Genomic DNA, 13,209 nt, shown 5'->3' with positions numbered 1-13,209 from the left:
GATCCCTCTACCTAAGGGCTTGTCCGAACATCACTTTGCGGCATGACCGTGACCCGCCCCCGGAAACGTCGAATTATCATTAATTAGTAGATATCGCTATTGGCGCCGCTGCCAGCGTCCCCGCTCGTCGGTCTGCCAATAGGTGACCTCGAAGCCGCGCGCCTTGCACGCCGTCCAACTCTCCCTCGCCGACGCGACCGCATCGGGATCGTCGCCGTTGAACACGAGGACCACCCGCTCGTAACTGTCGCAGTCGGCGGGCAGTGCCGCATTGTCGACCAGGAAGCGGACATTGGCCCCGTTCGGATTGCCCTCCTCGATCGACAGGATGATCGGTTGATCCTGTGCGTCGGCCGCGCGCGAGCTCGCGTGCGGCAGGAACGAATCGTCGGTGTAAGTCCACAAATGCGCGTCGAGCGTCTCGGTGCGCTCCTGCGACGTCGATTGCACGACCACGCGCCAGCCGCGCTCGAGTGACTTCTCGAGCAACGGCGGCAAGACGCTTTCCAGCGTCATGTTCTGCAAATGGTAGAACAGAACCTCGGTCATGCGTCGGCTGACACTTTACTTCTTGGCTTCGTAGTAATCGGAGACCAGCCGTTCGAGCAGCCGGACGCCGTAACCCGAGCCCCAGCTCTGATTGATCTCGGTCTTCGGCGCGCCCATCGCGGTGCCGGCGATGTCGAGATGCGCCCAGGGTGTGCCGTCGACGAAACGCTGCAGGAATTGCGCCGCGGTGATCGAGCCGCCATTGCGCCCGCCGGTGTTCTTCATGTCGGCGAACTGCGAGTCGATCTGCTTGTCGTACTCGGGACCGAGCGGCATGCGCCACACTTTCTCGCCGGTCTCGAGGCCGACCTTGGCGAGGCGCTCGGCGAGTTCGTCATTGTTGGAGAACAGGCCGGCGTGATCGGTGCCGAGCGCGACCATGATCGCGCCGGTCAGCGTCGCCAGATCGACCATGAATTTCGGCTTGAACTTCTTGGCGACGTACCAGAGCACGTCGGCGAGCACGAGGCGTCCCTCGGCGTCGGTGTTGATGATTTCGATGGTCTGGCCGGACATCGAGGTGACGATGTCGCCGGGACGCTGCGCATTGCCGTCGGGCATGTTCTCGACGAGCCCGATGGCGCCGATGGCGTTGACGCGGGCCTTGCGCGCGGCGAGCGCGTGCATCAGCCCGACCACGCAGGCCGCACCGCCCATGTCACCCTTCATATCCTCCATGCCGCCGGCCGACTTGATTGAAATACCGCCGGTATCGAAGCAGACGCCCTTGCCGACAAAGGCGACCGGCGCCTCGTTCTTCTTGCCGCCGTTCCAGCGCATGACCACGGTACGACTTGGCCGCGCCGAGCCCTGTCCAACACCGAGCAGCGCGCCCATGCCGAGCTTGGTCATCGCCTTGACGTCGAGGACCTCGACGGTAACGCCGAGCTTGCGGAGCTGGCTTGCGCGGCGGGCGAACTCTTCGGGATACAGCACGTTCGGCGGCTCGTTGACGAGCTCACGCGCCAGATTGACGCCGTCGACGATGGACGATTCGGGCGCGAACGCCTTCCTGGCGGCAGCGACGTCGTCGACGGCGATCGAGACTTCGGCCCGCACGGCGCCGTTCTCGCCGTCCTTCTTCTTGGTCTTGTAGCGATCGAACTTGTAGGCACGCAGGCGAATACCGGTGGCGATCGCGGCGGCCTGGCCGGCCCCCATCGCGGCATCGGGCAGTTCTGCGATGACGGTCATCGAACCGCTGCCGGCGTTCAGTTTGCCGGCCAGAACGCCGCCGAATTTGAGAAAATCCTTATCCTTGAGGTCCGCCACCTTGCCGGTGCCGATCACGATCAGGCGGTCGACCTTGATTCCCTCAGGCGCCAGGATGTCGAGAGCTGCCCCGCTCTTGCCCTTGAACTGGTTGGCGGCGGCGGCCCGCTTGACCGTCTCGGCGGCGGCTCCCAGCGCCTTCCTTGCGGCCGCTCCCAGCTTCAATTGCTCGTCGCAAAAGGCGACCAGGATGCCGCGAGCGGACGCGGAGAATGGGACAAAGCCGACCTTGACGGCGTCGGACATAGGAAAATCCTCCAGAACTCAGGGTGTTGCTCGGACCTGAAGCGGTCCTTCCGGCACTCGGCGTGAGCATTGCGATGGCGGTCCGGAACGCCCCGGACCGGGCTTGTCACACACTATGGCCTGTCGGCTGCGCCGCTGCCAAGCGCTGGAGTGGCCGGAAGGCCACAAAAGCGATTAATTAACCATAAATTAAGCGCGCCTTGGCCCGGCCATTTTGTTGACGGATCAAAGGGATGGTACTGAGAGAGTGGACATAGAGTGAGCCGGACGAGTCCGCGGCTCGACCATAGGGGAACCCGGGTTGACGGGATTGGTCGAAAGCCGCGCGTTTGGCTGCGTGCAGGGGGTCTCGGGGGTCGTGCGGTAGCGATGGGGTCGATCGACAAGTACATCTTTAAAACGACGCTGGCGTCGTTTGCGCTTGTCCTGGTCAGCCTCACCGGGGTGATCTGGATTACCCAGGCGTTGCGCGGCATCGACCTGATGACCAGCCAGGGTCAGACCATCCTGACCTTCCTCGGCATCACCAGCCTGGTGATTCCGGCCCTCGTCCTGATCATCGCGCCGATCGCGCTGATGATCGCGATCTCCCACACGCTGAACAAGCTCGCGACCGATTCCGAGATCATCGTGATGAACGCGGCCGGCTTCTCGCCGTTCCGGCTGTTCCGGCCATTCTTCTTCGCCACCTGCGTGGTGGCGGCGCTGGTCGCCTTCATCGGCGCCTACCTCGCCCCCGACGGCATGCGCCGAATCAAGCAGTGGGATGCCGAGATCACCGCCGACGTCCTGACCAACATCCTGCAGCCCGGCCGCTTCGCCCAGCTCGACCAGAACCTGACGATTCGCATCCGCGAGCGCCTGCCCGGCGGCGTGCTCGGCGGCGTCTTCGTCGACGATCGCCGCGATCCGCAGGAGCGGGTCACCATCATCGCCGACCACGGCACCGTGCAGAAGACCGAGCGCGGTTCGTTCCTGGTGCTCTATGACGGCAATCTCCAACGCTTCGAGACCGGCAAGCGCGATCCGGCGCTGGTGGTGTTTCAGCGCTACGGCTTCGACATGTCGAAATTCTCGCAGGGCCGCGACGTCACCCTCGGGATTCGCGAGCGCTACCTCTGGGAGCTGATCTGGCCGGACGAGAACGATCAGACCTATCAGCAGCTGTCAGGCCAGTTCTTCGCCGAGTTGCATGATCGCTTCATGGCGCCGATCTATCCGTTCGCGTTCGCGGCCCTCACCTTTGCCTTCCTAGGCGCGCCGCGCACCACGCGCCAAAGCCGCAATTTCTCGATCGGCGGCTCGGTGTTCGCGGTGTTCGGCCTGCGCATGGTCGGATTCGCCTGCTCGGTGATCGCGGTGAAGACCCCGATCGCGGCGCTCGTGCAATATCTGATGCTGTTCGGCGGCATCGGCATCGGCATCTGGATGATCGTCGGCGGCGTGGTCGTCGAACCGCCGGCGGCGCTGATGGAAGCGATCAACCGGAACAACGAACGCATCGCGCGCCTCTTCCGGAGGCCGGCAACCGCATGAGCATGGTCACAAACACGCTCGGGCGTTATTTCGCCGGCCGCTTCGTGGTCGCGGCAGTGGGCGTGTTCGCGGGCATCTTCGTTCTGCTCGTGCTGGTCGACTACATCGAGATGGTGCGCAAGACGTCGGGGCTCATCGGGGCGTCCGCGATCACGGTCGCGGAAACCTCGCTATTCCGCGTGCCGCAACTACTCGAGAAGCTGATGCCGTTCTGCGTGCTGATCGGCGCGATGACCTGCTATCTCGCTTTGTCGCGGCGGCTGGAGCTCGTCGTGGCGCGTGCCGCCGGCGTCTCGGCCTGGCAATTCATCTCGCCGGCGCTGGCCAGTGCGATCGTGCTCGGCATCTTCGCGACCACGGCCTACAATCCGGTGTCGGCCAATCTGCGCGAGCTCTCCAAACGGATGGAGGCCCAGCTGTTCGGCTCCGCGCCGGGCGGCGGCATCCAGGATGCCTCGGGCTTCTGGCTCAACCAGATCAACGACGAAGGTCAGGCGATCATCAATGCCGCCCGCAGCGAGCAGCAGGGCGTCCGGCTGACCGGCCTGACAGTGTTCCGATTCGATACGGCGTTGCAGTTCAAGGAGCGAATCGAAGCGCGCGAAGCGGCGCTCGAAGAAGGCCGCTGGGTCTTCCAGGGAGTACGCCGATACACCCTCGATAAGGCTCCGGTGGACCAGGACACCTTCTACCTGACCACCACCCTCACCCCGGCACAGGTGCGTAACAGCTTCTCCACCCCTGAAACTGTGTCCTTTTGGCAACTGCCGAACTACATCCGTTCGTCGGAGAGTTCAGGGTTCGCGACGGCCGGCTATCGGTTGCAGTATCACAAGCTCATCGCACAGCCGTTTTTGCTAGCTGCGATGGTGATGTTGGCGGCTTCTGTGAGCCTCCGCTTCTTTCGGATGGGCGGCGTGCAGAAGATGGTTTTGAGTGGCGTGGGCGCAGGCTTTCTGCTCTACGTGCTGTCGAAAGTAACTGAAGATTTGAGCAAGGCTGAGTTGATGCATCCCATCGCTGCGGCGTGGTTGCCCGTCGTCGTGGGTAGCCTCACCGGTTTCTTAGCCTTGCTGTACCAGGAGGACGGGTAGTGGCACGTGTCGCCGCCCGCCAGTTGATGTCGCCTGCATTCGGGCGGCGCAGTGCCCTGCGCCGTCAACGGAGCCGCATGGCCGCGTTTGGCGTTTCTATCTCTGCTCTCCTCGCCGCGCTCGTCGTGGTCAGCGCGCTCGACGTTGTCGCGTCGACGCCGGCCGCCGCGCAGGCGTTCACCTACAATCCGCGTCCGCCGAAGCCAGTCCGCCCGCCGGCCAAGAATGACGGGCAGATGCTCGTTCAGGCGACCGAGGTCGATTACGACTACAACAACAGCCGCATCTCGGCCGTCGGCAACGTCCAGATGTTCTACAACGGCACCAGCGTCGAGGCCGACAAGGTCATCTACGACCAGAAGACCAAGCGTCTTCATGCCGAAGGCAACATCCGCATGACCGATGCGGAAGGCAAGATCACCTACGCCAACATCATGGATCTCAGCGACGACTACCGCGACGGATTCGTCGATTCGCTGCGCGTCGATACCGAAGACCAGACCCGGATGGCGGCGACACGCGCCGATCGGTCGAGCGGCAATTACACGGTGTTCGACAATGGCGTTTATACCGCCTGCGCGCCCTGTAAGGATGATCCGAAGAAGCCGCCGCTCTGGCAGGTCAAGGGCGCGCGCATCATCCATAACCAGACCGAGAAGATGCTCTATTTCGAGAACGCCCAGCTCGAATTCTTCGGCGTTCCGATGGCCTACCTGCCCTATTTCTCGACGCCCGATCCGACCGTGAAGCGCAAGAGCGGCTTCCTGATGCCGGGCTTCACCACGTACACGGCGTTCGGCTACGGCGTCGAAATTCCGTATTACTGGGCGATCGCGCCTGACATGGACGCGACCTTCACTCCGCGCATCACGACCAAGCAGGGCGTGCTGCTGCAGACCGAATTCCGCCAGCGCTTTGTGGACGGCTCCTATCAGATCCGGCTCTACGGCATCGACCAACTCGATCAGGGCGCCTTCAAGGGCCAGCCCGGTGATCGCCAGTTCCGCTGGGGCGTCGACACCAAGGGTCAGTTCGCGCTGAACGACAAATGGGTCTGGGGCTGGGACGGCGTCCTGCTGTCCGACTACTTCTTCATGTCCGACTACCGGCTCGCCCAGTACAAGGATCCGTTCGGATCGTTCCTGTCGCTGCCGACGGAAGCGATCTCGCAGCTCTATCTGACCGGTGTCGGCAACCGCAGCTTCTTCGACGCGCGCGCGATCTACTATCTCAGCTACTCGGGTAACCAGAACCAGGTCCCGGTGGTCGCGCCTGTGATCGACTACAACAACGTGATCAACAACAACATCCTAGGCGGCGAGTTCAGCTACAAGGTGAACTTCACCAACCTGACCCGCGAAACCGCGGTGTTCGACCCGATCACGGCACAGGCCGCCAACCCCCTCAACCCGTTGTGCACGACCACGTCCGCCGATCCGATGGCGCGCACCCCGTCGCAGTGCCTGCTGCGCGGCATGCCGGGCACTTACACGAGGCTGACGGCCGAGGCCCAGTGGCGCAAGTCCTACACCGATCCGCTCGGCCAGATCTGGACGCCGTTCGCCAGCGTCCGCGCCGATGCGATCAACGCCGACATCTCGAACCAGCCGGGCGTCTCCAACTTCCTGCCGGTCGGCGACACCCAGACGGTCCGCCTGATGCCGACCGTCGGCTTCGAATACCGCTATCCCTTCATCAACGTGCAGCCGTGGGGCACGACCACCGTCGAGCCGATCGCGCAGGTCATCATCCGGCCCAACGAGCCCAATGCCGGCAAGCTTCCGAACGAGGACGCACAGAGCCTGGTGTTCGACACCAGCAACCTGTTCGCGGTCGACAAGTTCTCCGGCTACGACCGTGTCGAAGGCGGCAGCCGCGCCAATGTCGGTGTGCAGGCCACCACGCAGTTCGACCACGGTGGCAGCATCAAGGGGATGTTCGGACAGTCCTACCAGATGTTCGGGATGAACTCGTTCGCGGTCGCCGACGTCACCAACACCGGCATCGACTCCGGGCTGCAGAACCCGCGCTCGGACTATGTCGCGAGCCTCGCCTATTCGCCCAACCGCACCTACACCTTCAGCGTCCGCTCGCGGATGGATGAGGCGACCTGGAATATCAACCGGTTCGAGGCGACGGCGGCCGCGAATTTCGACCGCTGGTCGATCGCGGTGACGTATGGCGATTATGCGGCGCAGCCGGAACTCGGCTATTTGACGCGCCGCGAGGGCATCCTCACCAGCGGATCGGTCAAGGTGGCGTCGAACTGGGTGGTTCAGGGTGCGGCGCGCTGGGACCTTGAAGCGAACAAGATCAACCAGTATGCCGTCGGCGCAGGCTATGTGGACGACTGCTTCGTGCTGGCTGCCAACTACATCACGTCCTATACCTATCAAGCCGGTTCGCAGCCGCCCGTCCTCAGCCACGCGTTCATGTTCCAGATCGGGCTGCGGACGATCGCCCAAACCTCCACGACCAGCAGTTCGGCTGGCGTGCAGTAAAGAGCGAGGGCTTGTATTGCCCGTGGGCCTGTGGCCCCGGCTTGAATTGGTTTAAACGGCTGACATGACAATAACGACGACCGCTAGCCCGCCAAGGCGCCGCCATTCACTAGTGTTGAGTTCCCTGCTGGCTCTTTTCCTCCTGTGTGGGAGCGGTGCGCGGCTGCATGCCCAGACCATCGCCGTGATGGTTAATGGCGAGCCCATCACCAATTTCGACATCGAGCAGCGCGCGAAGCTGAACGCCCTGACCGGCGGCAAGGCCCCCGATCGGAAGGTCATCCTCCAGGATCTGATCGACGAGAAGCTGAAGATCAAGGAAGCCAAGAAATTCGGCGTTGATCCGACCGCCAACGATATCGATCAGTCCTTTGGCGGCATGGCGCAGCGAATGAGGCTTTCGGGCGACCAGCTGACCAAGGTGCTGGAGGGCAAGGGCATCCGCCCGGAAACGCTCAAGCAACGCATCAGGGCCGACATGGTCTGGACCAGCCTGGTCCGTGGTCGTTTCAAAGAAAGCCTGCAAGTCGGAGAAAAGGACGTGGCGACCGCGGTCAAGGAAACCGGTGACGCCCCCGATGCCGAAGCCTTCGAATACAGGATGCAGCCGGTCGTTCTGATCGTGCCCCGCGGCGCTCCGCAGTCGGAATTCGAGGGCCGCCGCAAGGAAGCCGACTCGCTGCGGGAGCGCGTGACCAGTTGCGAGGAGGCCAACTCCTCCTTCAAGGCGATGCGCAACGCAGCGATCCGGGAAATCGTCGTGAAGACATCGGCCGACCTGCCGCAGTCGCTGCGCGACATCCTGGACAAGACCCCGGTCGGCCACCTCACTCCTCCCGAGGTCACCAAGCAGGGCGTCGAAATGGTCGCGCTCTGCGGCAGGAAGGCAACCACCGTGGACACGCCGAAGAAGCGTGAGATGCGGGACAAGATGTACGTGCAGAAGTACGAGGCGAAGTCGAAAGCCTACCTGCAGGAAGTCCGAAAAGCCGCGATGATCGAATATCCAGGCGGGCGATGATCGACTATCGTTGACGCATGGCTCAACCTCTCGCACTGACCTCCGGCGAGCCCGCAGGCATCGGCCCCGATATCACGCTCGCAGCATGGCTGCGGCGCCGCGAACTCGATCTCCCGCCGTTCTATCTGCTCGGCGACCGCGCGTCCCTTGCCGAACGCGCCAGGACGCTCGGCCTTGCCGTCGAGTTTGCCGAGGTCAGTGCCGAGGAGGCCGCCGCGGCGTTTGCACGCGCCCTCCCCGTCGTTCCAACCGGCAAGGCGGCGACGGCGCAACCTGGCAAGCCCGACGGGACAAGCGCAGAGGCGGCGCTGGCGTCGATCCGTCAGGCCGTCGCCGATGTCGCATCGGGCAAGGCCAGCGCCGTCGTCACCAATCCGATCGCCAAGAACGTGCTGTACCGCGCCGGCTTCCGTCATCCCGGTCACACCGAATTCCTCGCCGAGCTTGCCGCCCGCGCCGGCCACGCGCCGCAGCCGGTGATGATGCTGTGGTCGCCGGCACTCGCCGTCGTCCCGGTGACGATCCATGTGTCGGTCCGCCAGGCATTGGCGCAATTGACGACCGACCTGATCGTGTCGACCGCGCGGATCGTGGTTGCGGACATGAAGGCGCGGTTCGGCATCGCGGCACCGCGGCTCGCCATTGCCGGCCTCAACCCGCATGCCGGCGAAGACGGTACGCTCGGCATGGAAGATGTCGAGATCGTCGCGCCCGCGGTCGAGATCCTGCGCCGCGAAGGCATTGTTGCCCGGGGCCCGCTGCCGGCCGACACCATGTTCCACGCTGCCGCGCGCAAGACCTATGATTGCGCGCTCTGCATGTATCACGACCAGGCGCTGATCCCGATCAAGACCGTCGCGTTCGAGGACGCAGTCAACGTCACGCTGGGACTGCCGTTCATCCGGACCTCGCCCGATCACGGCACCGCGTTCGACATCGCCGGCACCGGCAAGGCCAATCCTTCGAGCCTGATCGCCGCGCTCCGGCTCGCCGCGCGCATGGCCGCGGCATCAAGCTAAGTGAGCGCGATCGACGATCTGCCACCGCTGCGCGACATCATTCGCGAGCACTCGCTGTCGGCACGCAAATCGCTCGGCCAGAATTTTCTGCTCGATCTCAATCTCACCGCACGCATTGCCCGCGCCGCGGGTCCGCTGGAAGACTCCACCGTGATCGAGGTCGGCCCCGGCCCCGGCGGACTGACGCGCGCATTGCTGGCGCTCGGCGCCAAGCGCGTGATCGCGATCGAGCGCGACGAGCGTGCGATCGACGCACTGGACTACGTCGTCAAGCGCTACCCCGGCCGCATCGAGATCGTGCACGGCGATGCGCAGAGCTTCGATCCACGTCCCTTGCTCGACGGCGGCAAGGCCAAGATCGTCGCGAACTTGCCCTACAACATCGCAACGCAGCTCCTGGTCGACTGGCTGTCGATCGAGCCGTGGCCGCCCTGGTACGACACCATGGTCCTGATGTTCCAGCGCGAGGTCGCCGAGCGCATCACAGCCCATGAAGACGAGGAATCCTATGGTCGGCTCGCGGTGCTCGCCAACTGGCGCGCCGAGACCAAGATCCTGTTCGACATCTCGCCCGCTGCCTTCGTGCCGCAGCCGAAGGTCACCTCCTCGGTGGTACGATTGATACCGCGCGCTGCGCCCGAGCCGTGCGACCGCCGCATGCTCGAGCAGGTCGCGGCTGCCGCCTTCGGCCAGCGCCGCAAGATGTTGCGCCAGAGCCTGAAATCGCTGTCGGTCGATCCGGCGCGGCTTGCTGCCGCAGCCGATATCGACGCGACGCGACGCGCGGAAACCATTCCGGTCGCCGGCTTTGTTGCCATGGCGAGGGAATTGGCCGATATACGGTCCACAAAATAGAACAACAGGAGAAAACGTAATGGCGCGCATGGTTCGCCAATCCCTCGTCAAATTCGATGCACCGCTGTGCGAAACCATCGTCGACACGCCGAAGCCCCAGGGACGCGAAGTGCTCGTGCGCATCGAGCGCTGCGGCCTGTGCCATTCCGATCTCCACATCCAGGACGGTTACGCCGACCTCGGCGGCGGCAAGAAGCTCGACACCACCCGCGGCATGACCCTTCCCTTCACGCTCGGCCATGAGATCGCGGGCATCGTCGACGAGGTCGGCCCCGACGCGCCGAAGGATCTGGTCGGCACGAAGAAGGCGGTCTTCCCCTGGATCGGCTGCGGCCAGTGCCGCGACTGTCTCGCCGGCGACGAGAACCTCTGCGTCAAGCAGCGCTTCCTCGGCGTCTCGATCGACGGCGGCTTCGCCACCCATGTGCTGGTGCCCGACGCAAAATACCTGCTCGACTACGATCCGCTGCCGGTCAATCAGGCCGCCACGTTGATGTGCTCCGGCGTCACCGCCTACGGCGCGCTGAAGCGCCTGGTCGATCGTCCCCGCCAGCGCAATCTCCTGCTGATCGGTCTCGGCGGCGTCGGCATGATGGGCCTGTCGTTCGCGCAGGCGATGTTCAAGCAGCCGATCACGGTTGCCGATCTCAGTCCCGCGGCACGCGAGACCGCACTGAAGAACGGCGCGGCGGCCGCCTACGACCCGGCGGAGCCCGATGTCGTCAAGCGCATGCTGAAGGAGAGCGACGGCGGCTTCGACGGCGTGGTCGACTTTGCCGGCAACGAAAAGTCGATGGCATTTGCGGTGTCGACGGTGGCACGCGGCGGCAAGATCGTGGTGTCCGGCCTGATGGGCGGCCAGTTCACGCTGCCGATGGTGCAGTGGGTCTACAAGCGCATGACCATCGAAGGCTTCATGGTGGGCACGCTTGCCGAGGGGCAGGAGTTGATGGCGCTCGCGCGGGCCGGCAAGATCAAGCCGACGCCGATGAAGGAAGAGCCGATGGCCGACGTCCAGAAATGGATCGAGGAGCTGCGCGCCGGCAAGGTCGTGGGACGCATCGTACTGAAGAACTAAAGCATGATCCGGAAAAGCGTGTAGCGGTTTTCCCTTTCGACAAACGCGGAGCGTTTGCGCGGAGATCATGCTCTTAGGACGCTAAGGCGCGTCATCGCGCTTTGGCCGACGTCCCGCCGACCTCGCCCGACCAAAAATGGGGGAGGACGCGAATGAGGAGGAGACGTTCGACGATCCAGGCATGGGCGACGCTCGCGCTCGCCCTCGCCGTGACGCCGGCCCTTGCGCAAAAGCACTACGGGCCCGGCGTCACCGACCGCGACATCAAGATCGGCACCACGACGCCCTATAGCGGTCCGGCATCGGCCTATTCGGCCGGCGCGATCTCGATCACCGCCTATTTCGCGATGATCAACGATCAGGGCGGCGTCAACGGCCGCAAGATCAACTTCGTCAGCCTCGACGATGCCTACAGCCCGCCCAAGACGGTCGAGCAGATCCGCCGCCTGATCGAGAGCGACGAGGTGCTGTTCCTCGTCAACCCGGTCGGCACGGCACCCAACATGGCGGTGGTGAAATACATCAACCAGAAGCAGGTGCCGCATCTCTTCGTCGGATCCGGCGCGACGATCTTCAACGATCCCGAGCATTATCCGTGGACGATGAGCTGGACGCCGCATTACGCGTCCGAAGGCGAGATTTACGCCAGGTACATCCTGTCGACGCTACCGGACGCCAAGATCGGCATCCTCGCGCAGAACGACGATCTGGGCCGCGACTACATACTCGGCTTCAAGCGCGGGCTTGGCGACAAGGCTGCGACGATGATCGTATCGCAGCAGGCCTACAACACCAGCGATCCCACCGTGGATTCGCAGATCGTGTCGCTGAAGGCCGCAGGCGCCAACGTGCTGTTCATCGCCGCGGTGCCGAAATTCGCAGCGCAAGCGATCCGCAAGGCCTACGATATCGACTGGCACCCGCAGGAATTCCTCTCCAGCGTCGGCTCCTCGATTGCGGGTGCGATCCGCCCCGCGGGCTTCGAGGCTGCCAAGGGCGTGATCTCCGCGGCCTATCAGAAAGACCCAGCCGATCCGCAGTGGAAGGACGATCCGGCCATGCAGGCCTGGAACGTCTGGATGGACAAGTACAACCCGCATGTCGACAAGAGCGACTACTACGCGCCCTACGGCTACAATATCGGCTACGCGGTGGTGCAGATCCTCAAGCAGTGCGGCAACGACCTGACGCGCGAGAACGTCATGAAGCAGGCCTCCCATCTCGACATGGAGCTGCCGCTGCTGCTCCCCGGCATCCGCCTGCGGACCTCGCCGGCCGACCTGCGGCCGATCAAGCAGATGCGTCTGGTCCGCTTCAACGGCGAACGCTACGTGCTGTTCAGCGACGTGCTCCAAAGCAACTAACGTGCTTGGAAGAACCCGCGTCGGCCGAACCTTTGCTGGAACCTGGTGTCGTCGCGCGCTTTGAAATCCGGCGTGCCGCTGCGCAGCCAGGCAGTCGGTTCCTCAGCCACCGGCTCGCCGCAATTGCGGCACGCCCCGGGCCTCAATTAAGCCCTACCCGTTCCGGATTTGCGGCGCATTGCGACCCAACTCTTTACCGAGATTGGCATCACCAGCGTTTGCGTAAAAAAAGAAATACCGGGGACGTGTATGTCAAATCGTTCAGCGAAATTCGCTGCGGCGCTCGCCGCCAGCATGTTGGCCGGCGCCAACTGCAGCGCCGTGGCCCAGAACGCCGCCACTCCGGCGGGAACCAACACGGCCGACACCAAGACGGCCGACACCTGCCAGCCGGCGCCGAAGGGAACCGCGCCGGCGGGAAGCCATTGGTTCTATCACCTCGACCGCAGCACCCAGAAGAAGTGCTGGTACCTCGGTGACGCCAAGAACAAGGTTGTTGCCAAGACCGCCACTGCGCAGCAGCAGCCTGTGGCCGCGCCCGACACGGCGACAGCCGACGCCACGCCGTCGCAGAGCCAGCCCGCGCCGGCACCGCAGCCGGCGATGCGCAAATCGGTTGCCAACGCCCACGCCGAGTGGCCCTCGCCACAGGCCGCCGCCGCGCCCGTCGCGGG

10 protein-coding genes and 1 pseudogene are annotated in these 13,209 nt (G+C 64.1%); 9 read left to right on the top strand and 2 right to left on the bottom strand.

Annotated elements, in window-relative coordinates; genetic code table 11:
• Window positions 1–96: 96 nt before the first annotated feature.
• The gene (locus H8A92_RS27950; RefSeq protein ID WP_229198735.1) at window positions 97–549 is read right to left on the bottom strand and encodes a DNA polymerase III subunit chi; all 453 of its coding nucleotides are present in this window, start codon (window positions 547–549) and stop codon (window positions 97–99) included.
• A 15-nt stretch (window positions 550–564) separates the two neighbouring features.
• Window positions 565–2,067 carry a leucyl aminopeptidase gene (locus H8A92_RS27945; RefSeq protein ID WP_229198733.1) on the bottom strand — a complete coding sequence of 501 codons (1,503 nt, stop codon included), beginning with the start codon at window positions 2,065–2,067 and terminating at the stop codon, window positions 565–567.
• Between the two features lie 369 nt (window positions 2,068–2,436).
• Between H8A92_RS27945 and lptF the strand changes: the two genes are divergently transcribed.
• The 9 genes and pseudogenes from lptF to H8A92_RS27900 form a co-directional block, all read left to right on the top strand.
• A complete protein-coding gene (gene lptF, locus H8A92_RS27940) occupies window positions 2,437–3,603 on the top strand; it encodes an LPS export ABC transporter permease LptF (RefSeq protein ID WP_229198732.1) in 1,167 nt (388 codons plus the stop codon).
• On the top strand, window positions 3,600–4,697 hold the full coding sequence (gene lptG, locus H8A92_RS27935) for an LPS export ABC transporter permease LptG (protein WP_229198731.1): 1,098 nt from the start codon (window positions 3,600–3,602) through the stop codon (window positions 4,695–4,697). The genes lptF and lptG overlap by 4 nt, the downstream gene beginning before the upstream one ends.
• 77 nt (window positions 4,698–4,774) lie before the next feature.
• Entirely contained in the window at window positions 4,775–7,198 is a 2,424-nt protein-coding gene (locus tag H8A92_RS27930; protein ID WP_229198746.1) for an LPS-assembly protein LptD, read from the top strand.
• A gap of 64 nt (window positions 7,199–7,262) precedes the next feature.
• Window positions 7,263–8,219, top strand: coding sequence for a SurA N-terminal domain-containing protein (locus H8A92_RS27925; protein WP_229198730.1), 957 nt, complete (start codon window positions 7,263–7,265; stop codon window positions 8,217–8,219).
• A gap of 17 nt (window positions 8,220–8,236) precedes the next feature.
• Window positions 8,237–9,238, top strand: coding sequence for a 4-hydroxythreonine-4-phosphate dehydrogenase PdxA (gene pdxA, locus H8A92_RS27920; RefSeq protein ID WP_229198729.1), 1,002 nt, complete (start codon window positions 8,237–8,239; stop codon window positions 9,236–9,238).
• A complete protein-coding gene (gene rsmA / locus H8A92_RS27915) occupies window positions 9,239–10,093 on the top strand; it encodes a 16S rRNA (adenine(1518)-N(6)/adenine(1519)-N(6))-dimethyltransferase RsmA (RefSeq protein ID WP_229198728.1) in 855 nt (284 codons plus the stop codon).
• A 19-nt stretch (window positions 10,094–10,112) separates the two neighbouring features.
• Complete coding sequence (locus tag H8A92_RS27910) at window positions 10,113–11,171, top strand: alcohol dehydrogenase (RefSeq protein ID WP_229198727.1); 1,059 nt, start codon at window positions 10,113–10,115, stop codon at window positions 11,169–11,171.
• Window positions 11,172–11,323: 152 nt separating this feature from the next.
• Window positions 11,324–12,535, top strand: a complete 1,212-nt coding sequence (locus tag H8A92_RS27905; RefSeq protein ID WP_229198726.1) for an ABC transporter substrate-binding protein — start codon at window positions 11,324–11,326, stop codon at window positions 12,533–12,535.
• A 249-nt stretch (window positions 12,536–12,784) separates the two neighbouring features.
• Window positions 12,785–13,209: pseudogene (locus H8A92_RS27900) on the top strand (hypothetical protein); the annotation flags it as partial.

The organism is Bradyrhizobium acaciae (assembly GCF_020889785.1).
In the GTDB taxonomy this organism is placed as follows: Bacteria; Pseudomonadota; Alphaproteobacteria; order Rhizobiales; family Xanthobacteraceae; genus Bradyrhizobium; species Bradyrhizobium acaciae.
Note: the sequence above shows the minus strand (reverse complement) of the source record. Positions and strands in the feature narration are given on the sequence as shown.